This is a genomic window from Streptomyces sp. NPDC005004 (assembly GCF_053600675.1).
Genome location: NZ_JBSGAH010000005.1, coordinates 261,999 through 288,909 on the forward strand (window position 1 = coordinate 261,999; position 26,911 = coordinate 288,909).

At 70.5% G+C, this 26,911-nt stretch carries 28 protein-coding genes and 4 pseudogenes; 18 read left to right on the forward strand and 14 right to left on the reverse strand.

Annotated elements, in window-relative coordinates; genetic code table 11:
* Positions 1 to 330: 330 nt before the first annotated feature.
* From ACWEEU_RS09070 to ACWEEU_RS09085, 4 genes and pseudogenes are all read left to right on the forward strand, one after another.
* Positions 331 to 441, forward strand: coding sequence for a hypothetical protein (locus ACWEEU_RS09070; protein ID WP_451730489.1), 111 nt, complete (start codon positions 331 to 333; stop codon positions 439 to 441).
* 47 nt (positions 442 to 488) lie between these two features.
* Positions 489 to 683 (forward strand): annotated as a pseudogene (locus ACWEEU_RS09075) (hypothetical protein); the annotation flags it as partial.
* A gap of 101 nt (positions 684 to 784) precedes the next feature.
* Entirely contained in the window at positions 785 to 997 is a 213-nt protein-coding gene (locus ACWEEU_RS09080; RefSeq protein ID WP_451730501.1) for a hypothetical protein, read from the forward strand.
* 57 nt (positions 998 to 1,054) lie between these two features.
* On the forward strand, positions 1,055 to 1,492 hold the full coding sequence (locus ACWEEU_RS09085; protein ID WP_385740145.1) for a GNAT family N-acetyltransferase: 438 nt from the start codon (positions 1,055 to 1,057) through the stop codon (positions 1,490 to 1,492).
* A 154-nt stretch (positions 1,493 to 1,646) separates the two neighbouring features.
* Here the strand turns inward: ACWEEU_RS09085 and ACWEEU_RS09090 are convergent, their stop codons facing one another.
* A complete protein-coding gene (locus ACWEEU_RS09090; protein WP_451730504.1) occupies positions 1,647 to 1,793 on the reverse strand; it encodes a hypothetical protein in 147 nt (48 codons plus the stop codon).
* 241 nt (positions 1,794 to 2,034) lie between these two features.
* On the opposite strand from ACWEEU_RS09090, the gene ACWEEU_RS09095 reads away from it, so the two are divergent.
* On the forward strand, positions 2,035 to 2,229 hold the full coding sequence (locus ACWEEU_RS09095) for a hypothetical protein (protein ID WP_451730258.1): 195 nt from the start codon (positions 2,035 to 2,037) through the stop codon (positions 2,227 to 2,229).
* A gap of 488 nt (positions 2,230 to 2,717) precedes the next feature.
* On the forward strand, positions 2,718 to 3,206 hold the full coding sequence (locus ACWEEU_RS09100) for a hypothetical protein (RefSeq protein ID WP_451730261.1): 489 nt from the start codon (positions 2,718 to 2,720) through the stop codon (positions 3,204 to 3,206).
* 227 nt (positions 3,207 to 3,433) lie between these two features.
* Here ACWEEU_RS09100 and ACWEEU_RS09105 read toward each other — a convergent pair.
* The 5 genes and pseudogenes from ACWEEU_RS09105 to ACWEEU_RS09125 form a co-directional block, all read right to left on the reverse strand.
* Positions 3,434 to 3,591: pseudogene (locus ACWEEU_RS09105) on the reverse strand (IS5/IS1182 family transposase); the annotation flags it as partial.
* A 31-nt stretch (positions 3,592 to 3,622) separates the two neighbouring features.
* A pseudogene (locus tag ACWEEU_RS09110) lies at positions 3,623 to 3,958 on the reverse strand (glycine cleavage system protein H); the annotation flags it as partial.
* Between the two features lie 595 nt (positions 3,959 to 4,553).
* Positions 4,554 to 5,237, reverse strand: coding sequence for a response regulator (locus ACWEEU_RS09115; RefSeq protein WP_385740238.1), 684 nt, complete (start codon positions 5,235 to 5,237; stop codon positions 4,554 to 4,556).
* An 8-nt stretch (positions 5,238 to 5,245) separates the two neighbouring features.
* On the reverse strand, positions 5,246 to 6,550 hold the full coding sequence (locus ACWEEU_RS09120) for a sensor histidine kinase (RefSeq protein ID WP_451730492.1): 1,305 nt from the start codon (positions 6,548 to 6,550) through the stop codon (positions 5,246 to 5,248).
* Between the two features lie 170 nt (positions 6,551 to 6,720).
* Complete coding sequence (locus ACWEEU_RS09125) at positions 6,721 to 8,835, reverse strand: MMPL family transporter (protein WP_451730264.1); 2,115 nt, start codon at positions 8,833 to 8,835, stop codon at positions 6,721 to 6,723.
* 192 nt (positions 8,836 to 9,027) lie between these two features.
* Between ACWEEU_RS09125 and ACWEEU_RS09130 the strand changes: the two are divergent.
* From ACWEEU_RS09130 to ACWEEU_RS09145, 4 genes and pseudogenes are all read left to right on the forward strand, one after another.
* Positions 9,028 to 9,120: pseudogene (locus ACWEEU_RS09130) on the forward strand (ABC transporter permease); the annotation flags it as partial.
* A gap of 278 nt (positions 9,121 to 9,398) precedes the next feature.
* Positions 9,399 to 10,079 carry a DUF4232 domain-containing protein gene (locus ACWEEU_RS09135; protein ID WP_451730267.1) on the forward strand — a complete coding sequence of 227 codons (681 nt, stop codon included), beginning with the start codon at positions 9,399 to 9,401 and terminating at the stop codon, positions 10,077 to 10,079.
* A gap of 174 nt (positions 10,080 to 10,253) precedes the next feature.
* On the forward strand, positions 10,254 to 11,339 hold the full coding sequence (locus ACWEEU_RS09140) for a hypothetical protein (protein ID WP_451730270.1): 1,086 nt from the start codon (positions 10,254 to 10,256) through the stop codon (positions 11,337 to 11,339).
* 714 nt (positions 11,340 to 12,053) lie between these two features.
* On the forward strand, positions 12,054 to 12,947 hold the full coding sequence (locus ACWEEU_RS09145) for a DUF1963 domain-containing protein (protein WP_451730273.1): 894 nt from the start codon (positions 12,054 to 12,056) through the stop codon (positions 12,945 to 12,947).
* Between the two features lie 16 nt (positions 12,948 to 12,963).
* Here the strand turns inward: ACWEEU_RS09145 and ACWEEU_RS09150 are convergent, their stop codons facing one another.
* A complete protein-coding gene (locus tag ACWEEU_RS09150) occupies positions 12,964 to 13,086 on the reverse strand; it encodes a hypothetical protein (RefSeq protein ID WP_385740073.1) in 123 nt (40 codons plus the stop codon).
* Positions 13,087 to 13,513: 427 nt separating this feature from the next.
* On the opposite strand from ACWEEU_RS09150, the gene ACWEEU_RS09155 reads away from it, so the two are divergent.
* Complete coding sequence (locus ACWEEU_RS09155) at positions 13,514 to 14,797, forward strand: MFS transporter (protein ID WP_385740070.1); 1,284 nt, start codon at positions 13,514 to 13,516, stop codon at positions 14,795 to 14,797.
* A gap of 331 nt (positions 14,798 to 15,128) precedes the next feature.
* On the opposite strand, the gene ACWEEU_RS09160 is transcribed toward ACWEEU_RS09155, so the two are convergent.
* The 3 genes from ACWEEU_RS09160 to ACWEEU_RS09170 all read right to left on the reverse strand — a co-directional run bounded on the left by ACWEEU_RS09160 (position 15,129) and on the right by ACWEEU_RS09170 (position 17,896).
* On the reverse strand, positions 15,129 to 15,560 hold the full coding sequence (locus ACWEEU_RS09160) for a VOC family protein (RefSeq protein ID WP_385740067.1): 432 nt from the start codon (positions 15,558 to 15,560) through the stop codon (positions 15,129 to 15,131).
* Positions 15,561 to 15,760: 200 nt separating this feature from the next.
* On the reverse strand, positions 15,761 to 17,386 hold the full coding sequence (locus ACWEEU_RS09165) for an MFS transporter (protein WP_451730278.1): 1,626 nt from the start codon (positions 17,384 to 17,386) through the stop codon (positions 15,761 to 15,763).
* Positions 17,387 to 17,542: 156 nt separating this feature from the next.
* A complete protein-coding gene (locus tag ACWEEU_RS09170) occupies positions 17,543 to 17,896 on the reverse strand; it encodes a carboxymuconolactone decarboxylase (protein ID WP_451730281.1) in 354 nt (117 codons plus the stop codon).
* Positions 17,897 to 18,260: 364 nt separating this feature from the next.
* Here ACWEEU_RS09170 and ACWEEU_RS09175 point away from each other — a divergent pair, with 364 nt between their 5' ends.
* The 3 genes from ACWEEU_RS09175 to ACWEEU_RS09185 all read left to right on the forward strand — a co-directional run bounded on the left by ACWEEU_RS09175 (position 18,261) and on the right by ACWEEU_RS09185 (position 20,877).
* Positions 18,261 to 18,707: an SHOCT domain-containing protein gene (locus ACWEEU_RS09175; RefSeq protein WP_451730284.1), complete on the forward strand. Its 447-nt coding sequence runs from the start codon at positions 18,261 to 18,263 to the stop codon at positions 18,705 to 18,707.
* A gap of 426 nt (positions 18,708 to 19,133) precedes the next feature.
* Positions 19,134 to 20,156 carry an LLM class flavin-dependent oxidoreductase gene (locus ACWEEU_RS09180; RefSeq protein ID WP_385740055.1) on the forward strand — a complete coding sequence of 341 codons (1,023 nt, stop codon included), beginning with the start codon at positions 19,134 to 19,136 and terminating at the stop codon, positions 20,154 to 20,156.
* Positions 20,157 to 20,178: 22 nt separating this feature from the next.
* Complete coding sequence (locus ACWEEU_RS09185) at positions 20,179 to 20,877, forward strand: type 1 glutamine amidotransferase domain-containing protein (RefSeq protein ID WP_451730288.1); 699 nt, start codon at positions 20,179 to 20,181, stop codon at positions 20,875 to 20,877.
* A 13-nt stretch (positions 20,878 to 20,890) separates the two neighbouring features.
* Here ACWEEU_RS09185 and ACWEEU_RS09190 read toward each other — a convergent pair whose 3' ends face one another.
* The 3 genes from ACWEEU_RS09190 to ACWEEU_RS09200 all read right to left on the reverse strand — a co-directional run bounded on the left by ACWEEU_RS09190 (position 20,891) and on the right by ACWEEU_RS09200 (position 22,912).
* Entirely contained in the window at positions 20,891 to 21,076 is a 186-nt protein-coding gene (locus ACWEEU_RS09190) for a hypothetical protein (protein WP_451730291.1), read from the reverse strand.
* Entirely contained in the window at positions 21,073 to 22,023 is a 951-nt protein-coding gene (locus ACWEEU_RS09195) for a polysaccharide pyruvyl transferase family protein (RefSeq protein WP_451730294.1), read from the reverse strand. Before ACWEEU_RS09195 ends, ACWEEU_RS09190 begins: the two co-directional genes overlap by 4 nt.
* Before the next feature lie 223 nt (positions 22,024 to 22,246).
* The gene (locus tag ACWEEU_RS09200; RefSeq protein ID WP_451730297.1) at positions 22,247 to 22,912 is read right to left on the reverse strand and encodes a phosphoribosyltransferase; all 666 of its coding nucleotides are present in this window, start codon (positions 22,910 to 22,912) and stop codon (positions 22,247 to 22,249) included.
* 166 nt (positions 22,913 to 23,078) lie between these two features.
* Between ACWEEU_RS09200 and ACWEEU_RS09205 the strand changes: the two genes are divergently transcribed.
* The gene (locus ACWEEU_RS09205; protein WP_385740046.1) at positions 23,079 to 23,315 is read left to right on the forward strand and encodes a DUF6479 family protein; all 237 of its coding nucleotides are present in this window, start codon (positions 23,079 to 23,081) and stop codon (positions 23,313 to 23,315) included.
* A gap of 97 nt (positions 23,316 to 23,412) precedes the next feature.
* On the opposite strand, the gene ACWEEU_RS09210 is transcribed toward ACWEEU_RS09205, so the two are convergent.
* Complete coding sequence (locus ACWEEU_RS09210) at positions 23,413 to 23,778, reverse strand: DUF6479 family protein (RefSeq protein ID WP_385740043.1); 366 nt, start codon at positions 23,776 to 23,778, stop codon at positions 23,413 to 23,415.
* Between the two features lie 132 nt (positions 23,779 to 23,910).
* On the opposite strand from ACWEEU_RS09210, the gene ACWEEU_RS09215 reads away from it, so the two are divergent.
* The 3 genes from ACWEEU_RS09215 (at position 23,911) to ACWEEU_RS09225 (ending at position 26,826) form a co-directional block, all read left to right on the forward strand.
* A complete protein-coding gene (locus tag ACWEEU_RS09215) occupies positions 23,911 to 24,285 on the forward strand; it encodes a ferredoxin (RefSeq protein ID WP_451730301.1) in 375 nt (124 codons plus the stop codon).
* A gap of 72 nt (positions 24,286 to 24,357) precedes the next feature.
* Entirely contained in the window at positions 24,358 to 25,212 is an 855-nt protein-coding gene (locus ACWEEU_RS09220) for an oxygenase MpaB family protein (protein WP_451730304.1), read from the forward strand.
* Between the two features lie 54 nt (positions 25,213 to 25,266).
* A complete protein-coding gene (locus ACWEEU_RS09225; RefSeq protein ID WP_451730307.1) occupies positions 25,267 to 26,826 on the forward strand; it encodes a phytoene desaturase family protein in 1,560 nt (519 codons plus the stop codon).
* Positions 26,827 to 26,911 lie beyond the last annotated feature (85 nt).

A 26,911-nucleotide genomic window follows, 5' to 3' on the forward strand; every position in this document is an offset into this window, starting at 1 on the left:
GACCGGTGGCCCCACCGCCAAACCCATCAAGGCCAGGGATCACCCGACCGGGTCGTCGGCCTCGAACCCGCGACGATCAGGATCGGAACGACAACAACCACTCAGGAGCCGTTGTCTTTCCAAGGCGATCGCTGAGCCTCTGGTGGTCGGCGTGGTCGGCGGACGGCGAGGATCACGGTCACGGCGGGCAGCACGGCATCGGCCGAGTCCGGCGTGCCTCCTGCCGCCATACAGCGCCGATCGAATGAGGCCAGTGTTGAGGAAGTGGCCCTGGCGTCGAACGGGGTGTGGTGGACATGATCGTGAGCCATGCGTGCAGTTGTCTTCGACATGGATGGGACGCTTTTGGACGGCGTCCCTACGGTGTCCCGGGCCTACGCCGACGCGATTCGCTCGCTCGGCGGCCCGCCGGTCTCGCCGGATGAGGTGGTCGCCGGGTGACATGTCGGCCACACGGAACTGGTGATGGCACACTTTCTCGGCCGTGCATGCGGCTCCGCCGAGGTCGAGTGCTTCCACGCACCCCTGATCCGGCCATCGCTGAGCTGCGGCCTTTTCATGGCGTACCGGCCCTGCTCGACGAACTCGCCGATGCGGGCCGGCGGCTTGGCGTATTCACGGCGGCCACGCGGCGAATGGCTCTGAGCATGCTCGCTGCCGCTGGCATCGACGCGCGTTGTGACGTGGTCGTCGCAGGCGACGAGGTTGAGCGCCCCAAGCCGGCACCGGATGGCTGTTGTCGGCTCAGCGGCAGCTCGGCGTTCCGGCCGAGGAAGCAGCATATGTGGGTGATGCCGAAGTGGACCTCGGATGTGCCGACGCGGCGGGATCGCTGGGCGTGCACGCCAGGTGGGGCGCACGCGCCGGTCTCCGTGTCGGTGACCACCCGGTCGCAGCGCGTCCGTACGACGTGCTCAACCTGCTGGTGCCCTCAAGGCGCATGGGCACCGGCGTCGCCCCGATGGGCAACTGCATGACCGACCAGGCCGACTTTTAGGAAGTGCCCGGCGGATCACCGGATCGACTGACGGCCGGCGTTTGAGGAGGGGCAACCGTGATCGACATTGGTTCGTTGCGCGAGGAGGATCGTGCGGCCTGGGAAGTTCTGGCGCGCGGTTACAAGGCGTTCTACCGCACCGCGGTGCCGGACGAGGGGTATGAGGAGACTTGGCTGCGGCTACAGCGCGGTACGGGCTTCCACGGTGTCGGCGCCTGGTCGAACGGGAAGCTGGTCGGCATCGCGCACTATCTGTTCCACCCGACGTTCTGGATGGAAGACAGCTGCTATCTCCAGGACCTCTTCGTAGCCGAGGCGGTGCGCGGCCGAGGTGTGGCGCGGATGCTGATCGAGAACGTGGCCGATGTGTCGCGGGAGCGGGGTGCTGCACGCCTGTACTGGACCACCCAGGAGACCAACACCGTTGCCCGCGCACTGTACGACAAGGTGGCGAGCTTCAAGGGCTTCCTGCGCTACGACTACCCGCTGGCTTGAGGAGCCGTATCCGTGTGGATCACGAGGGCGGTTCTGGTCGAACGGGGTGCCCGGTTGGGTGGATTTGAGCGGGTGGGCGCATGAAGCCAGGGCCTCCGGTGCAGCACGCGGGCTGTTGATGTCGACTCGAGTGCAGAGAGCCTCGTCGAGACACTTACGCGCGGTTTCGTCCCCGGAGCGCAACTCCGTCGGTGACGATCACCAGGAGGCGGCCGGCGCCGGGGCGGCGGAGTTCGAGGCCGTGGTCGAGTGCGTCGATGGCGTCGCCGAGATTGTGGTGGCCGCCGTTGGCCGTCACCATCGATGTCGTCGAGGCCGAGGCCCCTCGGCGGATCGTCGAACGCAACGTCAGCGCACCGGCCGGCGGCAGGGCGGCGGCACCTACACCATCGAACCGCTGTCCACCGGCGGGGCCGTCGGTCCGCGCCCTCGCGCGAAAGTACGGAGTCCACCGGCGCCTGGTGCGCGAGGCCCTGTGTTCGGCGGTGCCGCCGCCACGGCGGACACCGAGGAGGCATTCGCCGAGGCTGGAGCCGTTCAAGATGACGATCGACCAGTGGCTGCTGGACGGCCTGGAGGGCTCCGCCGAAGCGGCGACACACCGTGCAGCGGATCCTGGTCAGGCTCCCCAGGAGATCGGGGCGGAGATCGCCTACTCGACGGTGTGGGACCCCGTCCACCGGCGCCGGCAGGAGATCGCCGAGCCGCCGGGACGGAACCCGTCGCGGGGTTCGTGATCCGGTGCAACCAGCCTGGCACGGACGCGGCAGTCGACTTCTGCGAGGCGTGGGTCGACCTGGCCGGAGAGCGCACCAAGTGCTACCTGTTCGCGTTCCGACTCGCCTCTTCCGGCAAGGCCGTCCACGGGCGTCGGCCGTCATGCCGGTCCCCCTGCCCTACCAGTTCGTTCAGCTCCGCCAGCGACTCCTCCCTTCTCGTGGGCGCCGTCGATGCCGGGCCGGCGGTAGAAGCCCTCGACCCCGCAGTGCGACTTGAAAGCCATCCACCGGTCGGTCTCCACCCCGCGCGGCTGAGCCAGAGCACACGGGCGACGGCGGCCCTCAGGTTGTCGCAGCGGACCTTGCCGCGGGGGACACCACCCAGTGTCCCCCGCAGCAAGTGCACAGTGACATCGCCTGTGTCGCTGTAGTAAAGCGGTGAGGGGTTGCGGCTAATTTGGTCCGCAAGAAGTCCTGTCTGCTGTCTACCGCAAGAAAGGCCTACCGTGAAGCGGGTCGGAATCTACGCAACCCTGTCCTTTGCCGCTGCCATGGCGCTGACAGGCGCAACGGCAAGCCAGGCTTCCGCAGAAAACCGCGACTATCCGGGATATCCCGCGGGAGTCACCATTGTTTTCAACAATGGGTATTACGGAAATGTCTTCAACACCCAGGGCGGTACCAACAACACCCAGGGCGGCACGCAGGGCGGTATCGGCAACACCCAGGGCGGCACGCAGAGCGGCAAGGGGAACACCCAGGGCGGTGTCCAGGGCGCCGGCAATGGCAACACCCAGGGCGGCACGCAGGGCGGTACCGACAACACCCAGACCCAGGGTGGCACGCAGGGCGGTACCAACAACGCCCAGACCCAGGGTGGCACGCAGAGCGGCACTGACAACACCCAGGGCGGCATCACGCAAGGCACGAAGGACGCGGCAAAAAAGATCACTACGCGCACCTTCAAGTTGATCGATGACGGCCTGAACGGATGACGAGGCCGCTGCCGCGGCGAACGAGGCCCACTGTGGTGCAGAGATGTCCGGCATCTCCCCACCGCAGTGGGCCTCGTCGATTTCGCGCCGTGCCCTGGTCGCGTATGCGCCCACAAGACCGTGTCTAATGTGGTGAGGCGGACGCGTCGTTTGTGGCAGCGGAGGGCGGCGGAGAGTCCGAGGAAGGCCAGATGGTCGCGGAGGTTTCGCTTCGCCCCCCTTTTTTAGCCCTGGTTTTTAGCCCTGACGTGGGCGGTGTCGAGGACGACGCGGGTGACGTCGATGAGGCCGGCGTCGTCGAGTCCGTGCAGCACGGCTCCGTGCAGGCGGCCCGGACGCCGGCTCTCGACCAGATCAGGCACCGGCGGTGAGCGGTCGACTTCGATCTGTTCGGCTCCGAAGTGGCTCTCTTGCAGGCTTTCGTTGACTGCGGCGATCGTGCCGGCCACCGGCAGGTACAGGTCGTTGATCGACTTGACGGATTCCACGTAGCCGAAGTTGTCACCGGCGTCCCAGCGGCTGCCTGCCGCGGGCAGTTGCACGTAGACGGGGTCCCCGAGTTTCTTCTGGGCGTACTCCGTGATGCCCATGCGGACCCGGCCGTTGCCCAGGGGTCGTACCCACTCGTGGTTGCCGGAGTACTTCAGGTCGCTCGGGACACAGGCCACGGAATCCTCCTTGGAGTGATTGCTCAGGCGCCCCGTCGCGCCAGGCGGGCACAAGAAAGACCGAAGCAGCCGATATGAGGACATATCTCGGTCGAGATGAGTGTGCCACCGTGGACCGGGACGCCCGCAGATCAGCGAGCGCGTCCACCCGAACAAACCCGGGGCACGCCGCCCTCCAACGCACCTCTTCGGGGGGTGATTCCGGGTGTGTTCGACTGCGGACAGGCGTATCCCGGCGCCCCGGGTCCCGGTCTGCCAGGCGGCATCGCCGCACAGTCGGCCGAGCACCGACGAAGGATGCCGCTGCTCACATGCTCGCCCTGAGCGGGCACGGACCTGTACTCAGCCCACAGCACTCCAGTCAGCTCCCGAAACCGCGATCACCTGGTGCTCTCCACGGGACGCGAACCGTGTCCTGAGGCAGTGATGATCACTGCGGCAGTCCTGCGAGAAATGACCTGTGGTACTTCACCGCGCCGACCGGAGGGGGCATGCCGTGGAATAGGTAGTCCCGCTGGCAGCCAGTACGGGACTCGCAGAGCAGGGCCCTGACGATCTCCCGGATCTCCCAGGCGCCCTGGCGGTCGCTCACGAGGAACACTCCGGCACGCCAGGACTGCCTGCTCAGCCCCCATACGCGTGTGCCACACGCTCCAGCGGGAGCAAACGTGGCAGCACGTCACATCCCACCCTCTCTGACCGCCCCGGGTGTCACGAGCCCCGACTCGTAGGCCACGATCACCAGTTGCGCCCGGTCACGTGCCCCCAACTTGCCCATGATCCGGCTGACATGGGTCTTCGCGGTGAGCGGGCTGAGCCCCAGCGCTTCGGCGATCTCGGTGTTGTTGAACCCGCGCGCGACCAGGGTGAGCACCTGCCGCTCCCGCTCGGACAGCCCGTCCGGGCCGCCCACCGCTGACATCGCCGTGCCGGGAGCGCGCAGGAAACGGGCGATGAGCCGGGAGGTGGGTCCTGGCGAGAGCAGGGAGTCCCCGGCGGCCACGGTCCGGATGGCGTCGAGGAGTTCGGCCGGCCGGATGTCCTTCACCAGGAAGCCGGACGCCCCGGCCCGCAGCGCATCGACGATGTGCTCGTCGGTGTCGTATGTCGTCAGGACGAGCACCTTGACGCCCGCCAAGTCCTCGTCGGCGGCGATGAGCCGGGTCGCCTCGATGCCGTCCAGGTCGGGCATTCGGATGTCCATCACGACGAGGTCGGCCCTCGCGGAACGGGCGAGGTCCACGGCCTGCCGGCCGGTGCCCGCCTCGGCGACGACCTCCATGTCCCCGGCGGACGCGACGAGCATCGCGAACGAGGCCCGGACGAGGGTCTGGTCGTCGGCGAGCAGTACGCGGATCGGCATCGGGGCCGTCACGAGGGTTCCTCCCGGGGCAGCGGCAGTTCGGCGGTCACTTCGAAGCCCACGGTCTGGCCCGGTCCGGCGTCCAGTGTGCCGCCCACGCTACGAGCCCGCTCACGCATCCCGACGAGCCCGAACCCCGGCGTGCCGCCGAGGGCTTCCTGTCCCACCCCGTTGCGTACCGCGCTGCTCACCCCGTGGCCCGTCCGCTGCCCCGCCCCGTCGTCGGCGACGGTCACCCGCAAGGTACCCTCCGCCGCCCGCAGTTCCACCCGGACGGTCAGGTCGTCGCGGCCCCCGTGGCGTACGGCGTTGGTGAGCGCCTCCTGCACGATCCGGTAGGCGGCGGCGCCCACCGAGGGCGGTACGCCGTCCGCGTGGACGGACAGTTCGACCTCGGCCCCGGCCACCCTCGCCGCCTCCGCGAGCGCGCCCAGCCCGTCGAGCCCGGGCAGCGGCCCGCGCCCGTCCGGAGAGCCGAGCCCGACACCGGAACTCGATCCGGAGCCGGATCCGGCCACCCACTCCCGTTCCCCTCCGACGCTCACGCTGACCTCGTTCGCCCGCAGCACCTCCAGCGTCGCACGCAACTCGCCCCGGGCCGTCCGGCAGGTCTCCGCGATGTCGTCGAGCACCTGGGCGACCGCCTTGCGGTCGAGCCGGTCCGGATCCGTGGTGAGGACGTGGGCCGCCACGGACGTCCGCACACCGATCAGGGTGATGCTGTGCGCGAGCAGGTCGTGCAGGTCGCGGGCGATCCGCAGCCGCTCCTCGACGACCCGGCGCCGCGCCTCCTCCTCGCGGGTCCGTTCGGCCCGCTCGGCCCGCTCGACGATGGAGGCGACGTACTGGCGGTAGAAACGGGCGTCGACGCCGAAGAACAGGACCGCGATGACCCAGCCGGAGATCCGCAGGAGCTCCAGTGCCCCGTCCGGGTTGGTGAAGCTGTTGATGATCAGCGTTGGGCCGAGGACGACGACAGCGGTGAGCAGCGAGCGGCGTACCGTGCCGGTCGCCGCGACCGTGTAGAGCGCCAGGAGGGTCGCGGGGATCGGTACGGCGTGGTTGTAGTCGAGGACGTGGTAGGGGGTGACGAAGACCGCCACCGCGAGCAGCACGAGCAGCGGACGGCTGCGCCGCCACACGAGCGGCACGTGGGCGCCGGCCAGCAGGGCCCAGCCGGGCGGACCGGGCTGGAGCCCGTCGTCGAAGAGCAACGCGAAGACGACGGCCAGCACGGCGACACCGGCGGCGAGGAACGCGTCGTTGCGGGTGCGGTGCGGCGCGGTGAGCGGGTCCCGGTTGACGACCGCCATGACGCGCTCGATCCGGCGGGGCCGCACGTCACCCCGCACGACGGTGGTTCTCAGGTCCTCTGCGGCTGAGGCCGCTCCCCGATCTTGCACGGCTCCATCTTCCGTCATGGGGGCGCCCCTCCGGCAGAAGGCAGGAGAGGCGCCCGGTCGGCTGTGGTGAGCGCGGCAGGTCAGGGCGCGCCGACCTGTTCCTGCTGCCGTGGCGGCTCGGTGGGTTCGGACGGCCCGGCGCCGTGCGCCGGTTCGCGGGAGAGGGTGCCGGGCCACCACATCTTCCGGCGCAGGGCGACGCTGGCACTGGTCACCAGGTACGTCCGCACGAGGAAGGTGTCGAGGAGCACGCCGACGGCGATCACGAAGCCGAGTTCGACGAGTTGCACGAGCCCCATGTTCATCAGTACGGCGAAGGTCGCGGCGAGGACCAGACCGGCCGAGGCGATGACGGCGCCTGTGCTGCGCAGGGCGGTGAGCGCGGCGGCGGCGGGTTCCGCGCCGGCCAGGGACTCCTCCCGCATCCGGTGCATGAGGAAGATGCCGTAGTCGACCCCGAGTGCGACGAGGAACACGAAGGACAGCAGCCCGAGCCCCGGATCGGTTCCCTTGAGGCCGAGGACCGGCCCGAAGGCCAGCCCGGCGATCCCGAGGGCCGCGCCCCAGACCGCGACCACGGCGGCCACCAGGATGAAGGGCGCGACGAGGCTGCGCAGCAGGACGAACAGGACGAGCAGCACCGAGACGAGGACCAGGGGTACGACGATCTTCGTGTCCCGGCTGTTGGTGTCCTCCAGGTCGATCTGCTCGGCGCTGTCCCCGCCGACGTACGAGCCCTTCAGCTCGCTGCGCAGGGACTTGATGGTGGCGGTCTCTCCCGCCGACTGGGGTGCGTCCTTCGCGATGACGGAGATCTCGGCCCAGCCGTCTCCGGTACGTCCCTTCTCGGCGCTCTCGACTCCCCGGGTGCCCCGGATCGCCGCGAGGGTCCCGCCGACGCGGTCCGCCGGGGTGATCACGTCGATGGGCTGGGTGCCGCGCCCGGGGTAGGCCCGGGCGAGGGTCTCCATGGCGGTGACGGCCTCCGGCTTGGTGACGAAGGAGTCCTCCTGCTTGACCGGTCCCGGCAGGTTGAGCGTGCCGAGGGCGAGTGCGCCGAGCAGGACGGCTCCGGTCGCGAGCACGGTCAGCGGCCTGCGTCCGGCCGAGTCGCCCATGGCGGCGAAGAGGCTCCGCCGCTGTTTGGGTTCGCTGCCGTAGGCCGGTACGAGCGGCCAGAAGACCCGCCGCCCGAGCAGTACGAGGACGGCGGGAAGCAGTGTCATCATCGCGGTCAGCGCGCACAGCACACCGACCGTGCCGAGCGGGCCCATGCCGCGGCTGCTGTTGAGATCGGCGGCGAGCAGACACAGCAGGCCGGCGGCGACGGTGCCCGAGGAGGCGAGCACGGCGGGCCCGCAGCCGCGGAGGGCGGCGACCATGGCCTCGTACGGGCGCTCGATGCGTCGCAGTTCCTCCCGGTAGCGGGAGACGAGGAGCAGTGCGTAGTCGGTGCCCGCGCCGAACACGAGGATCGTCATCACGGCGGAGCTCTGGCCCGTGACGGTGGTACCGAAGACCTGGTTGAGCCCGTAGGCGACGCCCATCGACATGAGGTCGGCGATGCCGGCGACCACGAGCGGCACGAGCCACAGCACCGGACTGCGGTAGATCAGGATCAGCAGGAGGGCGACGACGAGGACGGTGGTGTAGAGCAGTGGGCCGCCAAGTGAGTCGTAGACCTTCCCGGCGTCGGTGCCGAGTGCCGCGGTGCCGCCCACCTCGACGCTCAGCCCGTCCTGGCTGTGGGCGATGCTCCGGACATCCTCGACGAGCGCGTCCCGCAGCTTCTCGTCGCGCCCGGGCTCGTTGCTGACGACGGGGTACATGAGGGTCGTACCGTCCTCGGACGGAATCCCCTTGGGTGCCCCGCCGACCAGCTCATGCGCTGCGGCGATCTCCTCGACCTGCCCGGCCGCCACCCGCCGGTCGTCTGTGCTCAGCCCGCCGCGCCGGTGGTACACGATCACCATCTCGGTACTCTCGCCCCCGGGCAACGCGTCCTGTATCCGGGCCACTTGGGTCGAGTCGGCGCTGGAGGGCAGGTAGTCGGTGGCCCGGTCGTGCTGCACGCCGGCGAGCTTCGCCGCGAACGGGCCGACCAGCGCGAGCACGGCCACCCACAGCCCGAGCAGCGCCCAGGGCACGGCCCGCCTCCGTCCCGCACCCGTCGTGGTTGTCTTCCCGACCGTCATGAGCAGCTCTCCCTCGCTACGACGACTACCGTTTCAGCTGTCAGCCTTCCGGCACGGGGAGGGGTTTACGTCGGACGGGAGGGGGAGCCTGCGGGTACTGCCTGGGGTGGCGGGGAGCGCGGATTACTCCCCCGGGAGTAAGGGGAGCCGCGGGTGCGTGTTCGCCTGCGGGTGTGTGGAGGCTGGTCACGGGCCCTGGGTGTGCTCGGCGTTCTGGTGACGGCCGAGTACTCGACAGGCATGATCCGCTCGACGCCGGCGGCCGCTCCGCGCCGCCTTCCGGTGCGCTGACGACTGCCGCGGTGCGCACGTCGGACTCGGTGTCCGTCTGGGATCGAGCAGCCAACGGAAGACCAACGTCGCCCCGGACTCACCGATCCGTCAGTGGACCGGCATACCCCGGCCATGACTGCGTGATGTGCCACCGGCCGCCGGGGCGCGGTCTCATCTGTGACTGAACGCGGACATGATCACTGACGGTTCGTAACTGGCCGCGCGGTACGAATAAGTACGCACCACGGCATCACCAGACCGCACTGACCGCACCGCATCCCGGGGGAATCATGCTGCACACCCGCAAGGCCGTCGCCGTCGCCATCGGCTTCGTGGCCGCACTCTCGCTCACCGCCTGCAACGGCGACGACAACGCGTCGGACAGCACGCAGGCCGGCCCCACCGCCTCGGCGGACAAGGCGGGTGGCACCGGCGGGGCGCACCAGAGCAACGGCACCGGCACTGGCGGGGCGGACCAGAGCTCCGGCACCGGCGGGAGCGACCGGGGCGCCGACACCAGCACCGGTGACAACAGCGACGGCAAGGTCGGCATCTGCCGCACCGACAACCTCGAGGTCGCCGCCGCCGACAACACCACGGACAAGACGGAAGGCGTCGTCACCGTCTCCTTCAAGAACAGCGGCGGTGGCGACTGCCGCATCAGCGGCTTCGCGGGTGTCGACCTGAAGACGTCCCTGGGCGACACCTTCTCCGTGCACCGCAACGGCGAGCAGGCCCTGCCGCAGATCCTCAAGGGGGGCGAGACCGCCGCCTTCAACATCACGTTCCCGGTCAACGACAGCGGCGGCTCCGGCGTGCGGCTGACCGACATCGTGGTGACGCCCCCGAACGAGACCAAGCACGTCACCCTGAAGTGGCCGGCGGGCACGCTCCCCGTCACCGACGGCAAGGACGGCGGGAAGCTGGAGATCAGCCCGGTGGGCAAGGTCAGCGACTCACCGGCCGGCTGACCCGTCTCCGCCCCGCCGGCTCCCGCTCAGCCGAGCGGGCGGAAGAAGAGCGGATGTCCGGCGACACGGAGCCACGGGGCGGGGCCGCGCCCCGGCAGCACAGCGAACACCGTTGTCACAGAATCTGGTTGAGGCTGCCAGGGGTTGTCAGTGGTGGGTGACAGGATCACGCGCATGGTTTTCGTACGCACTACTCCGCCGCGGCCCGTGGACGTGCCCGCGGTCTTTCCCGAGTTGGTGCCGTTGGCACGTCCTGCGATTCGGCTGCACCCCCGTCCCGGGTCGCCTTCGGCCGGGGAGAGCTCGGTCGGGGGGCCGTTGCTGTGGCCGGCTGAGGAGCCGTGGCCGCACTGCGAAGCCTCGCACCTGCACGTGGACAGCGGGTTCCGCGAGTCGCCGGCCGATGTGCGGCTCACCAGACGCATGCAGGCCCGCCAGCACTGTGATCACGATGGCCGTGGGACGACGTCGCAGGAGGCGGCGGTCAGGGAGCGGGACGCCGCGATGCTCGCGGAGCGACTCGCAGCCGGTCCGCCGCCCGCGGACTGCCCGGTCCCCATGCTGCCCGTCGCACAGCTGTATCTGCGGGACATACCCCTGTTGCGGACGCCCGGACAGGCCGATCTGCTCCAGGTTCTGTGGTGCCCCTACGATCACGAACCGGATCACAAACCGTCGACCGTACTGTTCTGGCGGTCCGCCGCCGAGGTCGTCGACATCCTCGCCGCACCGCCCGAACCGTACGAGGTGAACCATAACGGCTATCTGCCGGAGCCGTGCGTGCTGGCACCGGAAGCGATCACCGAGTACCCCAACATCCTCGATCTGAGCCCGCAGATGCTGCGGATCGTGGAGGACTGGAGCAGATGGCAGGCGGCCGGCGTCGACATGGACAGCTCCGAGCACGCGGACTGTCCGCAGGACTTCTACAACGTCCATCTGGCTGACGCGCCCGGCTGGAAGGCCGGCGGCTGGCCTCCGTGGGGCCGCACCGACCCCCGCCCCCGATACTGCACCGTCTGTGATGTGCAGATGGTCCCGCTGCTGACCATCGCCTCCCACGAATGGGACGGCGGTGAGGGACACAGCTGGGCACCTTGCGAAGAACAGGCCGCCGCCCACGCCGAGGCCACCACCGGTAGTTGCTGTGGCCAGAGTCCCTCGCAGCCGACCAAGGTCGAAGTCGGCAGCACCGACAGCATGCAGATCTACGTCTGCCCGAGCTCCCCCGAGCATCCGCACACCGATCTGATCCAATGAGCTGCCGGGCCTGTCACACGCCCGCCGCCGTCGGTGGCGCAACCGCAGCCGCGACAGGGTGTGTGACAAGCCGTTCGGCTCACGGTGGCGGGATCGGGCAACGCACGAAGTTCCTGTGCTGTCGGGCCGTCGTTGACGCGCTGGGGGTCGAAACCGAGCTTGTCGTAGACGGCTGCGGGGTCGTCGGGGAGGTCGAAGGCGAGGCCGTGAGGAGGGCCTCCCGAACAGCTCGCCGGTGTCGAATCACCGAGCACGGGGTGAACGCGCAGAGAGCCCATTAGATTGGGCCGGACACGGGCCGGGGAGGGAATCTTGAGAGCTGGCCGGATGAATTCGGGGAAAAGTAAACTCGAACCCTACATCGGAATGGTTTGCACCCTTGCGTCCATTGTGATCATTGGGGTCTTTTTCGGGCGCGAACTCCCTGTTTGGGTGCCCGCGGTCCTTGGCGGGGTGATCGGCTATACATGCTGGCTGGCATACCGGGCGTGCCATTCGCTGAGAAGAAAAGGGGAGCGTTCGGAGTGACGAATCCGAACGCCCTCTACTGGACGTGAACTCGTGATGTCGGGCGTTGCCGAGGCTGCCCGCGAAGTGCCCCGTGGCCGATAACGGGGCCTGCTGGTGGATCCGACAGACCGTGCGGCTACTCTCGGCCCGCTGCGGCCTCGGCCGTGGCCAAGCCAACGCTTTGGTCTGTGAGGAGCACGTCCGATGGCTCGCACCACCCCGCCGCGTCCGCTCGATGTCGAGACGCTGTTCCCGGAGGTGGCCGACTATCGGAAGACGGCCGTCCGCCTGCATCCGCGCCTCGGCGATCCGAGCGCGCTGGAGAGCTCGCTCGGCGGTCCCGCGCTCTGGCCGCTCTCGGAGCCCTGGCCCCATTGCGAGGACGACCACCCGCGCACGGCGTTCTCCCCTCCCGCCCAGGGACCCGTCCCGCTCGTCCCGGTCCTCCAACTGTTCGCAAACGACGTGCCTGAGCTGGCCTTTCCCGGCGCCTCCGACCTTCTGCAGGTGCTCTGGTGCCCTTTCGACCACGAGGACGGCTACGTCCCCCGCCCCGAGATCCACTGGCGGGACAGCTCCCTGGGCGACCTGCGGCCGGCCAATCCACCCTGCCCGACCGGCGCTGACAACAGCTACCTTCCGGACCCGTGCGTCCTGAACCCTGAGCGCGTCACCGACTACCCGAACTGGGACCTCCCGGACGAGGTCGCCGACGCGCTCGAAGTCAGGTTCGAACAGACGGAGGAGGAAACCGGCTGGTCTTACTGGTCCCATCTCTCCGTGTCGGACGGCGTCAAGGTCGGTGGGTACCCGACGTGGACGCAAGAGCCCGACTGGCCGACGTGTCCTACATGCGGTGTGCGCATGGAGCATCTCCTGACGATCAACAGCTCGGAGTTCGACGGTGAGAGCTGGCGCACGTGGCTGCCCGTCGAGGACACCCCGGCCACCGGAACCATCTGGGACCTTCCTTACGAACAACGCACCGAGATTCAGTGCCCCCCTGGGCTCATGCTCGGCGACATGGGGGGCATCTACCTGTTCGAATGCGCCGGCTGCCCCGAGAGGCCCTTCGCCTACCGCTCAGACTGTTCTTGACCGCGCGCGGCTTCAATCACAGGGCGATACCGGTGCCCGCGAGGCAGCCGTCGATCACTTCGGGGCGGTACCGCAGCATCATGAGCTTGCGTTCCACGGCTTGGGTGCTCTGGCCGAGTTCGGCGGCGTCGACCGCCACCTTGAGGCCGCGATGGCACCTCCGGCGCTGCCCGCTGGAGCAGTTCCCGAACCTCCCTCTACAACTTGGCCTCCTCGTGGCCGGGTTGGGCGCCCACCATGCGACCACATGTGAAGTAGACGATCCGGGTTCAGTGGTGACCTTGTGAAGGTGTGCCGTCGCCGTAACGTGCAGGTCCTGGAACGCGCTGAACAGAGTGACTCCTGGCGGACCACGCTGCGTGCATTCCAAGGGAGTTACGCGGGTGACGCCGAGACAGGTGCGGGCTCGTTCACGCCCCCCGGGTCGCGAGCCCGCCCGTGCCGACCTCGCAGCGCACCGTTATGCCGAGCCCATGATGTGGGGGACTGTGACGTTCTCCTCACCGTGAGCAGCGACCAACGCCCCAGCCGTCCGTTCACGCCGCCCAGTGAAAGTCCCCCACGTCTTGACCGACTCCTTGCACGAGACCCGGCCTGCCGGCCGGCACGCCGCCATCCCCACAGGCAGCCTGTTCCGGCAGATCTACGCACCACGCGTCTGCGATGGCCTCGCCTACTCCATGTCCACCTACGCCATGCCTCTCGTCGTGCTGGCCACCACCGGCTCCGCGTCTCTTACGGGTCTGGCCTTCGCACTGGAGTGGATACCCCGGGTGGCCGCGTTCGGCTTCGCGGGCGCCCTGGTGGACCGCAGTGGCGCGGCGATCGTGTCCTTCCTCGCCTCGTTCGCCCGCGCCCTGCTGGTGGCGGGTGCCGCTGCCGCGCTGATCGCACTGCCGCCGGGTACGGTCGAGACCGTCACGGTCATGGCGCTGGCCGCCGTGACGGGGGCGCTGACACAGTTCAGCTTCATCGCCAACGAGGCGGTCGGCGCCATCGTCAGCCGCCGCACCGACAGACAGGCCCACAAGGTGCAGTCGGTGCTGATCGGCATCGACCAGACGGCCACCGTCATCGGCCCGGCTCTGGGCGGCGTTCTGCTGCTCACCGGGCCGACTCTCATGCTGGCGTGCCTGAGTGCGCTGTCTTTCCTGGCCGCCGCACTCGCGCTGCAGACACCGCCCACCCCTCTGCGTGCCACACGCCAGGGTGGACCGGCGCCGGGCGGCGGTCTGCGGGAAGGATGGCAGACCCTGCGCTCGCTGCCGTCCCTGCGACGGCTGGTGGCCGGACTGGCCTGCTCCAACCTCATGCTCGGGCTGCTGCAATCGGCCAGCCCCATCCTCGTGGAGGACCGCTTCGGCCACTCCCCGGCCGCCGCCGGCGCGCTCTGGTCCATCGCCGCGGTTCTCACCTTGGCCGCGGTCGCCTGCTGCCGGGCGGGCCTTGACCGGCTCGGTCTGTGGGGGATCGGCGTCATCAGCGCATCCGTCGCGGCTGCCGCCTGCCTTGCCGTGCCGCAGGTCCTCTCCTACCCCGGCTACGTGACCCTCGTCGCCCTCTTCATGGCCGCCGACGGAGGACTTACCGTCGTGCTGCGCACCGTCCGCTCGCAGGTCATCCCGCCCGCGGCCTTCGGCACGACCCTGTCCCTGACCGTCCTGTTCCTCCTGCTGCCCTTCCCCGTCGCCGGCGTGCTGCTCGCCCTCACTCCGCCGCCGTACCTGGACGGGCTCATCGGTGCGTGCGCCGTGGTTCAGGCGCTCGCTCTGCTCGTCACCTTCCTGCGCCTGCGCAACGACCCGATTCTTCGAGCCAGGACCTCGCCGGCCCGCCACGAGACCGCCTGACCCGGAATCCGCCGCACCATCCCGGGACAAGGCCGACCGGGACGCAACCGCCGAAAGCCCGGCTCCCGCGGCGGTCGGCCGCCGCGTTTCGCCCCGGACGACTACCGCGAGCGCCATGGCGGTCGAGCGCGGGATCAACCAGCTCAGGAGACACCGAGCCCTCGCCGCACGCTACGACAAGCTCGCGGTCCGCCATGACGGTGTGCCATCGGACGCTGGTCCCATCTCAGTCCCAGTCCCCGAGCACTGAATTCCGACGACTCCCGCCACATACCGGACCTGAGAGGTCCAGGGCCGGAGACGGCTCCGACCTCGCAGGCTCGGAGGAGGATCAGTCGAGGCAGAACTCGTTGCCCTCGATGTCCTGCATGGTGATGCACGACTCGTTGACCCCGTCGGCGCGCTGCGTCAGCACGTGTTTCGCGCCGAGCGCCATCAGCCGTGCGCATTCGGCCTCGAGCGTGGCAAGGCGCTCCTCACCCACGAGCCCGGCGCCGGCCCGCACATCGAGATGCACCCGGTTCTTGACGACCTTGCCTTCGGGAACTCGCTGGAAGAGCAAGCGCGGGCCCACACCCGAGGGGTCGGCGCACGCGAAGTAGATCTCATCCTCGGGCGGCAGCGAGCGGTGGTACTCCTCCCACGTGGCGAAGCCCTCCGGGACCGCCGGCACGACGTACCCCAGCACCTCGCACCAGAAGGCGGCGAGGCGCGCGGGCTCCGCGCAGTCGAAAGTCACTTGGAACTGTCTGATCGTTGACATCGGCGCACGATAACAGGGCCCTGCTCGTCTCCCCAGGCCGAGAGGCGCGCGGGCTGTCGGGAGGAGGTGTCTGATACCCGCTGTCGCGTCTGCCGGTCGGACTCAGCTCCACTCCTGCGGCTGCCGGAGCAGTCCGGCGTCGCCCTCGATCCGCAGCGAGTCGGCGGGACCGCCGGGCCGGACGACCGAAATACCCCCGCTCACCGAGACGCCCCCAAGCCCGAGCCGGGCTGCCGTGTCGGGATGCGCGACGTGAAGAACAGCGCAAGGACCGAGGCGAACGCGAGGATCACCAGCGCGGCGCGCAGCCCGTCCAGCCGGGCGGCGGCGTTGGCGTCCAACGCGGCCCGGGCGACCTCCTCGTCCGTGCCCGAGGCGTCGAGGGCGGCCCTGAGCTGGGCGTCCGACAGGAACGTGACACCGCTCTGCAGTTCCACGGCGGTCTGCCGCTTGACCTCGGCCGGGACCGCCGGGTTCTGCTCGATGCTGGTGAGGAAGGACGACGCGAGCACGGTGATCAGGACCGACCCGGCCAGTGCCGTGCCGAGGGAGGAGCCCAGATTGGTCACGGCGTTCTGGATGCCGCCGACCTCCGCGCTCCGTTCGTCGGGCACCGCGGAGACGGTGACGGAGCCGAGCTGGGACGCGAGCGCGCCCATGCCGGTGCCGAGGAACAGCAGCGGGACGGTGACGATCTCCGCCCCGGCACCGGCGTCGAGCGCGGTCATCAGCGCCACGGTTCCCACGAGGAGCGCGAGTAGCCCGAGACGCACCACCAGCCTGGGCGAGACGGCCGGCAGGAAACGGGGGATCAGGGTCGCCGCCGCCAGCAGGGTCAGGGAGAGCGGCAGCAGCCGCGCACCGGTCGCGAGAGCGGACAGCCCCAGGGCGACGGACAGATAGAGCGGTACGGCGAAGAAGATCCCCATCATGACGAGGTACTGGAAGAAGAACATGGCCAGGCCGCCGGTGAGTTGCCTACTCAGCAGGAGGGCGGGGTCGACGAGGGGTTCACCCTGCCGCTCCACGACCCGCGCCTCCCAGCGCAGGAAGCACCACACCAGGAGCAGGCCCGCCAGCATCAACCAGACGACCGGCGAGATGCCGAGCCACGCCGGGGCGTCCGGCTTCGGCCGGACCCAGCCCCACTCGCCCGAGCGGAGCACGCCGTAGACGAAGGTTCCGAGGCCGAGAGCGGACAGCACGCTGCCGCCCAGATCGATGCGGTCGCGCTTGCGGCTCCCCGCGTCGGAGACACGGCGGGCGAGGACCAGAATGCCGAGCACCACCAGCACCTCGGCGGCGAAGACCCACCGCCAGGAGAAATAGGTCGTCGCGAAGCCCCCGATGAGCGGTCCGAGCGCGATCGCCACCGCCCCCGCGGCCGCGACGAGTCCGTAGGCCGCGGCACGCCGTTCGGCGGCGAAGTTCGTGGCCACGAGCGCGACGATCGCGGGCAGGATGAGCGCCGCTCCGACCCCCTCCAGGAAGGACCAGCCCAACAGCAGCACGGGAAGGGAGGGGGCGAGCGCCGTGGTCAGGGAGCCGCATCCGTAGACGCAGCTGCCGATCACGAACGCCCGTCTGCGGCCGATCAGGGTCCCCACCTTGCCGCCCGGGATCATGAACATCGCCATCACCAGCGTGTAGGCCGTGATGGCGCCCTGAATACCCGTCACCGTCGTGCCCACGTCATCGGCCACCGAGGCGATGGAGACGTTCATGACGGAGCTGTCGAGCGCCATCAGGAACTGGCCGGCGGCGAGGGTCGCCATGACGAGCCGCGCGGCCGCCGGCCGATCGGCTCCGCCTGCCCCGGATGTCATGGACCAAGGCTCCCAGCCGCCTTGACGGTGCGAAGCCCGGCCCGGCAGGGAAGTCAGCCGTTCGGCGGGCAGGCACACGCCCCGTCCGGAGAATCCGGACGGGGCGTTGCGACAGTGGCTGCGACGGGTCGCCGGACGCGTGTCGTACCGGGGCCGTCAGAAAGCGTTGCGGCTGTCGGCCTCGGCGCGGGCGATGGCCTCGGCCTCGGCATCGGCAAGCGCGATCGCGACGCCGAACGCCTTGGCGATGTGGCCCGCTGCCGACATGACGCGTGCCGTCCCCACGATGGGGGCGATGGCGACGAGCAGGTCCTGCAGTTGCTCGGCGGTGAAGTCGGCCCTGAGCGCGGGGTCTATGTGCGCCAGGTACGAGACCGCCGGGGCGTCCATCGCCACGAGCGCGGCGATGCGGCTGAGGATGAGCGTGTTGTCGTCCATGTGACAGCGCTCGAGCGAATCGAGCGTCATGGCGGCGATCGTGTCGATCACGGGGGCAGATGTGGTGGCCATGGTGAACCGCCTTTCGGTGCTGCGGTGAACGGGTACCGCCCTCCACGGACCGTGGGCCCCCGCCTACGGCGGCACGTCTCCAGCCTAACCACCTAGGGGTCGTCGGTGCGTGCCGAGCCGGCGGGCCGTGGAACGGCCGAACTCACCCCGCCGGCGCTACACCGGTGCGCCGACAAGCGCCGGCTGGCCGCCCGGAACATCTCGACGCACCATGGACGGCACGGGGCGGTGCGGATGCCCGGACCGGCGGCGGACGCGCCCGCCCGGTGCTGCGCCTCGTCATCCGTTCTCGAGGATGCGAGGTGCCCCCGAGGCACGGACTCCTCCGGAGAGCCGCCGGAGGGACGACGAAGGGACGGCGCCGATGAACCTCGCGTACGACTACCCTCTGCTGAACGCCTTCTGGACCATGCTGTGGTTCTTCCTGTGGATCATGTGGTTCTTCCTGCTCTTCAAGGTCATCGTCGACATCTTCCGCGACGATTCCCTGCACGGGTGGGCGAAGGCCGGCTGGCTTGTCTTCGTGGTCCTGCTGCCCTTCCTCGGCGTCTTCGTGTACGTCGTCGCCCGTGGCAAGGACATGGGCCGACGCGAGCGCAAGCACATGACGGAGCAGCGCGCGGCATTCGACGCCTACGTCAAGGAGGCGGCGGGCGGGCCAGGGCCGAACAGCGCCGATCAGCTCGCCAAGCTCTCCGAACTCCGCACGCGTGGCGACATCACGCAGGAGGAGTTCCAGCGAGCGAAGGAAATGGTCCTCAGCGGCGGAGACACCCCGGACCGCCCCCGGCCCGGAACACCCGCCGCCTGACCACGGCGGCACTCGGCCGATCCCGAACTCCCCTTCCATACCTCGTCGTTCTCGACGGGGCGTGCGGTACGGGCGAACTCGCGGAGGGCGGAGCCGAACGACTGCCAGGAGGGGAGACCCGAAGCCCTGGACGGGCCCGAAGCCCTGGACGGACTCGTCGCCCGACACGTGCCTCCGAAGCGCTCCATCACGACAGCTCGCACTGCGTACCTCGGTGCTCTCCGGGCGTTCCGGGGCAGGGCTCCCGCTCTGTTTGCGCGCCCGTCCGGCGTGTGACACCTTCGCTGTGGAGGCACTCCCTCCCGACGATCGTGCCGCACCCGACGACGGTGGCGCCGAATCCGAGCACGGGCATTCCGATCGAGCGCTGTCCGTGGTCCGTCCCGCAGGGCGTGAAGCGAAACAGCCGCAAAGGACCGAGCCGGTATGACAACCTCGCGCGTTCCGCTGTCGATCCTCGACCTCGTGCCCGTGGCCTCCGGCACCGACACGACCACCGCGCTGAACCAGTCCGTGGAGCTGGCCCGCCTCGCCGACTCGCTCGGCTACCACCGCTACTGGTACGCCGAGCACCACAACGTCGTCACCTTCGCCTCCTCGGCCACCTCGCTGCTCATCGGCCGCGCCGCCGAGCACACCGAACGCATCCGGCTGGGCTCGGGCGGAGTGATGCTGCCCAATCACAGCCCCCTGATGGTCGCGGAGTACTACGGCACGCTCGCCGAGATGTACGGCGCCCGCATCGACCTCGGACTCGGCCGCGCCCCCGGAACGGACCCGACCACGGCCGCCGCGCTGCGCCGGGGTGTCGCCGCCACCGATACGTTCGTCCAGGACGTCGTGGAACTGCACCGCTACCTCAGTTCCCGCGACGGGGGACCGGGATCGGTGAAGGCCCTGCCGGGCCAGGGCACCGAGGTTCCGCTCTGGATGCTCGGGTCGAGCCTCGACGGCGCCGCCGTCGCCGCCTACCTGGGCCTGCCGTACGCCTTCGCCTCGCACTTCGCGCCCCAGATGCGGCATGAGGCGCTGGCGCTGTACCGCTCACGCTTCTCGACCGAGTTCAGCACCGCCGAGATCAAGCAGCCGTACGCCATGGTGGGTGTCAACGTGCTCGTGGCGCCGACCGACGACGAGGCGCGGCACCTGTTCACCACGGCCCAGCAGATGGCCGCGAGCATCTACACCGGCCGACGCGGCCCGCTGCAACCGCCGGTCGAGGACCTGGCGGCCGTGCTCAGTCCCGAGGTCGCGCACTTCGTGGACGACTTCCAGCAGGTGCGCGCGGTCGGGTCGCCGCAGACCGCCGTCGCCGAGCTGGAGGCGATCGTCGCGGACCTGGAGGCCGACGAACTCATCATCACCACCTACACCTACGACCCCGCGCACCGGGCGCGTTCGTTCGCTCTGCTCGCCGAGGCGTGGGGTCTGACCGGCCACGCCGAGTGAGTCGAGGAAGCGAGGTGCGATCATGGCAAGGATCCTGATGGTGCTGTCGGGCGTCGACCACTGGACGCTCGACAACGGCGACAAGCACCCGTGCGGTTACTGGGCCGAGGAGTTCGTGGTCCCGCACCGCGTCCTGAGCGAGGCAGGGTTCACCGTGGACATCTCCGCCCCGGACGGCGGCAAGCCCGTGCCCGACCCGGTGAGCCTCAAGCCCGAGGTCGCCGGCCCCGAGGCGCCCGAGTACGCCGCGTACATCGAGGAACACGCCGCGGAGCTGGCGAGCCCGCTGCCGTTGTCCGAGGTCGACGTGGACCTGTACGACGCCGTCTTCATTCCCGGCGGGCACTCCCCGATGGAGGACCTCGCGTACGACCCCGATCTCGGCCGCATCCTGCAGGAGGCCGAGGCCGTCAAGAAGATCATCGCACCGGTCTGTCACGGCCCCGCCGGGCTGCTGTCGGCGAACCTGCCCGGTGGCCGCTGGCTCTTCGAGGGCCGGACCATGGCCGCGTTCAGCAACGAGGAGGAGAGACTCAACGGCACCGCGGAGCACGCGCCCTGGCTGCTGGAGAACATGATCACGTCGCGCGGTGGCACGGTCGAGGACGTCAAGGCGTGGGACCCCCACGTCATCGTCGACGGCAACCTGCTCTCCGGCCAGAACCCGGCATCCGCCGGACCGCTGGCCGAAAAGCTCATCTCCGTGCTCAACAGCCGCTGATCTCAACCCAGTTCTACGGCTGGGCTCTCGAGCCCGCCAGATTGCCTCCGTCGCCGACGAGGTGCTCCTCGTACATGGGACGCGCCTGCGCGGAAAGCGTCGTACCGGCGATGTGGGGCGTCATGCCGTTGAACTGCATCGTGCGCCACGGTTGACCGAGCGGCGCGGGCGGGTCGAGAGGTGGGGCGGCATGAGTCAACGTGGCTCTCCGTGGCGCGAGTTGGCGGGACCTGATGTGCCGGGCAGCGGCTCTGCCAGCATCCCCAACAGCTCGTCCGCGCTGTCCACCCCCTCGCCCCGCCGGAAGCCGGAGGCGATTTCGTGGGCGTGTTCGCGGCCGACGGTGGTGCACCAGGTCCACCAGTGGTCGAGGGCGTGGGGGGAGAGGCGTTCGGCGGGGAGGAGGGCGGGCCAGTGGCAGGCGTGGGCCTGGGCGGTGACCTTGGCGCCGTCGGCGATCGGGTCGACGGCCAGGGCCGGGACGCCTTCGCGCAGGGCGAGGACCAGGCCGTGGAGGCGGTCGGTGATGATCAGGTCGCAGCGGGACAAGGCCGACGCCAGTTGTTCCGGGGTGGCGCACAGGCGCCAGTCGTGGGCGTCGAGGCGGGTGTCCAGTTGGAGACGGGCGCAGTCCCGGGTGGCGAGCCAGTCGGTCACCTCGCGGGCCACGTGTTCGTGCAGCCGTCGGTCGCCGTACTCGTGCTGGCCGTGGGTGAGGATGACACCGACGAGGGGCGGGCCGGGGCGGAAGGGGGCGCGGGCCGCGAGGTCCGGGGTCGGGCTCAGGCCCGTGGCGTCGCGGGGCAGGACGTGGTGGAAACCGCGTACGGCCGGGCTGCCGCCGTCGAGGGTCGACGTGCCTACGGCGATCCGGACGCAGTGGGCGTAGCGCTGATGCAGCTCCTCGATCTGGGCTCCGGCCAGGGGGCCGCAGACGAAGACCAGGTGGGAGTAGGCGTCGGGGCGGGCGTCCGCCAGGGAGGGGCCGGAGGGCCGGAATCCCGGGCTCCAGGCGACGTCGTACGCCTCCCCGGCCTGCTCCAGCAGAACCCGCACCCGGTCGAGCGCCAGCAGGTCGCCCGCGGTCGCCTCCCCGTGCGTGAAACTGAACCAACCGGTCAGCAGAACCCGGCGCACCCGCTTCACCCGCCGCCCTCCCGCCCCCGGGGCAACCGCCGGGCGCAGGGCCCGGCGTAAGGCCGCTCGGAGTCCAGTCCTTGCCGGAGACCGCCCTCTGCACGTCGTGGGGACCGTCGAACTGCCGAGTCCCGGAGTGCGAAGGCTGGTCGATCACCTGGTCGTCGGCGCGGCCGGTCCGCGCGCGGAAGCGCCGGGTATCCGTCGACGTCCCCGCGTACCGGGCCCCGGGTCACCTTGAGGGCCTGCTGTCGGTGCGGGACTCTGCCAGGGCGCGGAGGACCTCCTCGTCGCTGGTCTGGTCGAAGTCGTCGTACCACTGGCCGACGGCCTGGAAGTCGGCCGGCTGGTACAGGCAGACGATGTCGTCGACCGCCGGGCGCAGGTCGTGCACCGCGCCGGGGGCGCCGACGGGGACGGCGAGGATCAGGCGGCCGGGGGAGCGGTTGCGCAGGTGGTGGAGGGCGGCGCGGGCGGTGGCGCCGGTGGCCAGGCCGTCGTCCACGAGGATCACCGTGCGGGCTGTGAGGTCGGGGGCGGGGCGGTCGCCGCGGTAGAGGTGCTCCCGGCGGTGGAGCTCGGTGCGTTCTCGGGCCACGTCCCGGGCGAGTTTCTCCTCGTTCAGGCCGAGGATCGCCAGCGCGCGGCGGTCGAACAGCGGGGGATCGTCGCCCACGATCGCGCCGATGCCGGTCTCCGGACGGCCCGGTACGCCGATCTTGCGGACCACCAGGACGTCGAGCGGGGCCCCGAGCGCCCGGGCGACCTCGGCCGCCACCGGGACACCTCCCCGGGGCAGCGCCAGGACGACGGGCTCGAAGAGGTCGCCGTCGGCGGCCCACTCCATCAGCCGGACGCCCAGTTCCTGGCCGGCGTGGCGGCGGTCGGCGAATCGCATGGGTGGTCACCTGCCTTCCGGCGACTCCTGGGAGGCGTCCCCCGGTCTCCGGGGTTTCCCGTGGGCGGCCCACCAAACCACGCCCGTCCGCCGGACCGCGTCCGGACCGTGTCCGGACGGACGACCCGGCGGGATGATCGGCGTGCGCGGGGGTAACCGGCACCTCATGAACAACTCCGCCGAATACATCGCACTGTCCGGGGGCGGCTCGCTGTGGTTCCTCGTGGTGGGGATCATCGTCGCCGTCGTCCTGCTCGGCGCGTTCTGGCTCGGAAGCCGGCGGGCGCGCGAGCGCCGCGCGTCGACTCCGGCCCCCGGCGCCCAGTCGCGCCGGGGCGGCATCGAGAGCCGCGAGGGCGTCGGCTGGAGCACGCCCGACGCCCGCAAGGACGCGGAGGACTGAGGGCGGTCCCGGCCGCGCGGGCGCGACTGATCGGCGGCGGAGCAGGGTCACCCCGCTCCGCCGCCGTCACCGGCTCCGGCCCGCCGTGGGACGGTCCTCAGTGGGCGCCCAGGCCGCCGCCGCCGAAGGAGCCGCTCGAACCCTTGCTCCAGCGCGGGCGCTCCTTCGCCGTGCTGGGCCTCGTATGCATGTTGGACAGTTCGTACGGGGTCAGCGGACGCCCGCCCTTGGGGATCTGCGGGACCTCGTCGGGCTCTCGGTTCTCCTGAACCTCCCGGGTGGGACCCTCCGGAGGCAGATGGGGCTGCTCCTCGGGGCGCGGACGGGGTGGCTCGCTCTGCTTGACGCGGGAAGTGATCCAGAAGCCGCCGCCCAGCAGTGCGAGCAGCGCGACGGCGATCAGGAACAGTACGAGACTCAGCAGGCCGCTCGGCGCCGCCAGCTGGACCATTGGAGTGCTCATACGACCGGAATACCCCGTATGAAACGGGATGAACCGGACTCGATCGGTGGTGGATCACCTACCCTGCGCGACACCCCGTCCGGCGTCGCGCCGACGCGTTTACGCCGTCCCGCCACGGCTACCCGCCCCTTCGTGACCACACCGCCACCCCCACGAGACGCGCCCTACCAGTTCCTGGAGGACCGCTTCGCCTGCGCGCAGGCGTGCGCCGAGTGCGCGCGCGAGTGCGCGGTCCGCGCGAGTCTCGTGGGGGCGTACGGATCCGCGCGGCGGATCGGGATCATGTGCGCGGAGGTCTGCGACACGACCTGCCATCTGCTGTCCGAGGAGGGCAGCGTGGAGGTCGACGGCACCGAGACACGGATCAGGATCCAGTTGGAGTGGTGCCGTTCCGTCTGCCTGGAGGGCGTCCACGCCTTCGAGGGGCTGACCGGCGCCGAGGCCGCCGCGACCGCGTGCCGGACCTGCGTCGAGGCGTGCACGGCCTTCATGGCCGCCCTCGACTGACACGCACACGAGAGCGCACTCGCCCATTGTCGGGACTCCCCGTCGCCCACGTATCGGCGTTAACCTGCGCGCATGGACGGCATCCGGCCCGCCGACCCCGGTCTGTTCACCCCGCGCTCGGTGACCTGGCAGATGCACGGCGACCCCATGATGTGGATCGCGGGCATCCGCGCGCTCTACCTCCAGGCCCTCCACCCCCGCGCCGTGCGGGGCGTCATGGAGAACTCCGACTTCCGGCGCGACGCCTGGGGCAGGCTGATGCGCACCGCCGACTTCGTCGGGATCACCACCTACGGCACCACCGATGCCGCCGAGCGGGCGGGCGCCCGGGTCCGCCGCATCCATCGCATGCTGTCCGCCACCGACCCGGACTCCGAAGAACGCTACGGCCTCGACCAGCCCGACCTGCTGCTCTGGGTGCACTGCGCGGAGATCGGCTCCTATCTGGAAGTGCTGCGCCGCTCCGGCTTCCCCCTCACCGACGTCCAAGCCGACCGCTACCTCGCCGAACACCGCGTCAGCGCCCGCCTGGTCGGCCTCGACCCCGACACCGTGCCCGCCGACCGGGCCGCGCTCGCCGGGTACTTCGAGAAGACGCGCCCCGAACTCGTCGCCGGACCCGACGCCCGCGAGGTCGACGACTTCCTGCGGCGACCGCCGGTCCACCCTGTGTTCGTCCCGGCGCGCGAACTGCTGTGGCGGCATGTGGCCCGGCTCGCCTACGCCTCGCTGCCGCCGTACGCCCACGAGCTGTACGGCCGCCCGGCACCCGAGCCCGCCGTCGTCGACCAACGGCTGCGTGCCGCCGGCGCCCTCCTGCGCGCCGTCCCCGGCCGGCTGCGCAGACGGCTGCCGCCGCAGCACGTCCTGCACGCCGTGGCCCGGCTCGGTCCGACGGCCAGTCCCTCGCCGCACAAGGTGTGGTGAGGCGCCGGGCACGCACCTCTATCCGCCGAAGATCATCCCGTGTTACCAAGAACCATGCCTGCACACGAGGGAACCCGGACGTACGACGCCGTGATCGTCGGCGGCGGACACAACGGCCTGGTCGCCGCCGCCTATCTGGCCCGCGCCGGCCGCTCCGTACTGGTGCTGGAACGGCTGGACCACACCGGGGGTGCCGCCGTCTCCACCCGTCCGTTCGCCGGGGTCGACGCCCGGCTGTCGCGCTACTCCTACCTGGTCAGCCTGCTGCCGGACAAGATCGTGCGCGATCTCGGCCTCGACTTCCGCGTCCAGGGCCGGACCATCTCCTCGTACACCCCGGCCGAGCGTGGCGGACGCGCCACCGGGCTCCTCGTCGGCGGCGGGGAGAAGCGCACCCGCGAGGCGTTCGCCGCGCTGACCGGCGGCGAGCGCGAGTACGCCGCCTGGCAGCGCTTCTACGGCATGACAGGACAGGTCGCCGAACGCGTCTTCCCCACGCTCACCGAACCCCTGCCCACGCGCGAGGAGTTGCGCCGCCGAGTGGACGACGAGACCGCCTGGCGGGCCCTGTTCGAGGAGCCGATCGGTGTCGCGATCGAGGCGGACTTCAGCGACGACCTGGTCCGGGGCGTCGTCCTCACCGACGCGCTGATCGGCACCTTCGCGGACGCCCACGACGCCTCCCTCGCCCAGAACCGCTGCTTCCTCTACCACGTCATCGGCGGCGGAACCGGCGCCTGGGACGTGCCCGTCGGCGGCATGGGCGCCCTCACCGACGCCCTCGCCGGAGCCGCCCGCGCCGCCGGAGCCGTGATCGCCACGGGGCACGAGGCGGTCCGGATCGACACCGACGGGCAGACCGCCGAGGTCACCTATCGCACCGCCGACGGAGAAGGCACGGCCGGCGCCCGGCACGTCCTGGTCAACGCCTCGCCGCGGGAGCTGGCCGCGCTCACCGGGGACACCGCTCCCGAACCCGCCGAGGGCGCCCAGCTCAAGGTGAACATGCTGCTCAAGCGGCTGCCCCGGCTCCGCGACAGCGCGGTCGACCCCCGCGAGGCCTTCGCCGGGACCTTCCACATCGCCGAGGGCTACGGCCAGCTCGCCGCCGCCCACGCCCAGGCCGCCGCGGGCGAACTCCCCGCCGCGCCGCCCTCGGAGATCTACTGCCACTCCCTGACCGACCCCAGCATCCTCGGCCCCGACCTCGCCGCGCGCGGCTACCAGACCCTCACCCTCTTCGGCCTGCACACCCCGGCCCGGCTGTTCGCCCGGGACAACGACGCCGTACGCGACGAACTGCTCAAGGCCACCCTCGCCCAGCTCGACGCCCACCTCGCCGAACCCCTCGCGGACTGCCTCGCCACCGACGCCGACGGGCGCCCCTGCATCGAGGCGAAGACCCCGCTCGACCTCGAACGCGACCTCGGGCTGCCCGGTGGCAACATCTTCCACCGCGCCCTGTCCTGGCCCTACGCCCAGGAGGACACCGGCCGCTGGGGCGTGGAGACCCGGCACGCCAACGTCCTGCTGTGCGGCGCGGGCGCGGTGCGCGGCGGCGGGGTGAGCGGCGTCCCCGGGCACAACGCGGCGATGGCCGTCCTGGGGGAGTAGCCACCTCGGCGAGAGTCACCCCGGCCCTTCGGCAACCCGTCCGGCCGAGCCCCGAGGATCTTGACCTGGGGCCCGGCCGGCCCCA

Coding starts and splice junctions, on each gene's coding strand:
- ACWEEU_RS09070 (WP_451730489.1), top strand. CDS start 331: ATGGATGGGACGCTTTTGGACGGCGTCCCTACGGTGTCCCGGGCCTAC.
- ACWEEU_RS09090 (WP_451730504.1), bottom strand. CDS start 1,793: ATGGTGACGGCCAACGGCGGCCACCACAATCTCGGCGACGCCATCGAC.
- ACWEEU_RS09095 (WP_451730258.1), top strand. CDS start 2,035: ATGACGATCGACCAGTGGCTGCTGGACGGCCTGGAGGGCTCCGCCGAA.
- ACWEEU_RS09115 (WP_385740238.1), bottom strand. CDS start 5,237: ATGCCGATCCGCGTACTGCTCGCCGACGACCAGACCCTCGTCCGGGCC.
- ACWEEU_RS09120 (WP_451730492.1), bottom strand. CDS start 6,550: ATGGCGGTCGTCAACCGGGACCCGCTCACCGCGCCGCACCGCACCCGC.
- ACWEEU_RS09125 (WP_451730264.1), bottom strand. CDS start 8,835: ATGACGGTCGGGAAGACAACCACGACGGGTGCGGGACGGAGGCGGGCC.
- ACWEEU_RS09135 (WP_451730267.1), top strand. CDS start 9,399: ATGCTGCACACCCGCAAGGCCGTCGCCGTCGCCATCGGCTTCGTGGCC.
- ACWEEU_RS09140 (WP_451730270.1), top strand. CDS start 10,254: ATGGTTTTCGTACGCACTACTCCGCCGCGGCCCGTGGACGTGCCCGCG.
- ACWEEU_RS09145 (WP_451730273.1), top strand. CDS start 12,054: ATGGCTCGCACCACCCCGCCGCGTCCGCTCGATGTCGAGACGCTGTTC.
- ACWEEU_RS09160 (WP_385740067.1), bottom strand. CDS start 15,560: ATGTCAACGATCAGACAGTTCCAAGTGACTTTCGACTGCGCGGAGCCC.
- ACWEEU_RS09165 (WP_451730278.1), bottom strand. CDS start 17,386: ATGACATCCGGGGCAGGCGGAGCCGATCGGCCGGCGGCCGCGCGGCTC.
- ACWEEU_RS09170 (WP_451730281.1), bottom strand. CDS start 17,896: ATGGCCACCACATCTGCCCCCGTGATCGACACGATCGCCGCCATGACG.
- ACWEEU_RS09175 (WP_451730284.1), top strand. CDS start 18,261: ATGAACCTCGCGTACGACTACCCTCTGCTGAACGCCTTCTGGACCATG.
- ACWEEU_RS09180 (WP_385740055.1), top strand. CDS start 19,134: ATGACAACCTCGCGCGTTCCGCTGTCGATCCTCGACCTCGTGCCCGTG.
- ACWEEU_RS09185 (WP_451730288.1), top strand. CDS start 20,179: ATGGCAAGGATCCTGATGGTGCTGTCGGGCGTCGACCACTGGACGCTC.
- ACWEEU_RS09200 (WP_451730297.1), bottom strand. CDS start 22,912: ATGCGATTCGCCGACCGCCGCCACGCCGGCCAGGAACTGGGCGTCCGG.
- ACWEEU_RS09205 (WP_385740046.1), top strand. CDS start 23,079: ATGAACAACTCCGCCGAATACATCGCACTGTCCGGGGGCGGCTCGCTG.
- ACWEEU_RS09210 (WP_385740043.1), bottom strand. CDS start 23,778: ATGAGCACTCCAATGGTCCAGCTGGCGGCGCCGAGCGGCCTGCTGAGT.
- ACWEEU_RS09220 (WP_451730304.1), top strand. CDS start 24,358: ATGGACGGCATCCGGCCCGCCGACCCCGGTCTGTTCACCCCGCGCTCG.
- ACWEEU_RS09225 (WP_451730307.1), top strand. CDS start 25,267: ATGCCTGCACACGAGGGAACCCGGACGTACGACGCCGTGATCGTCGGC.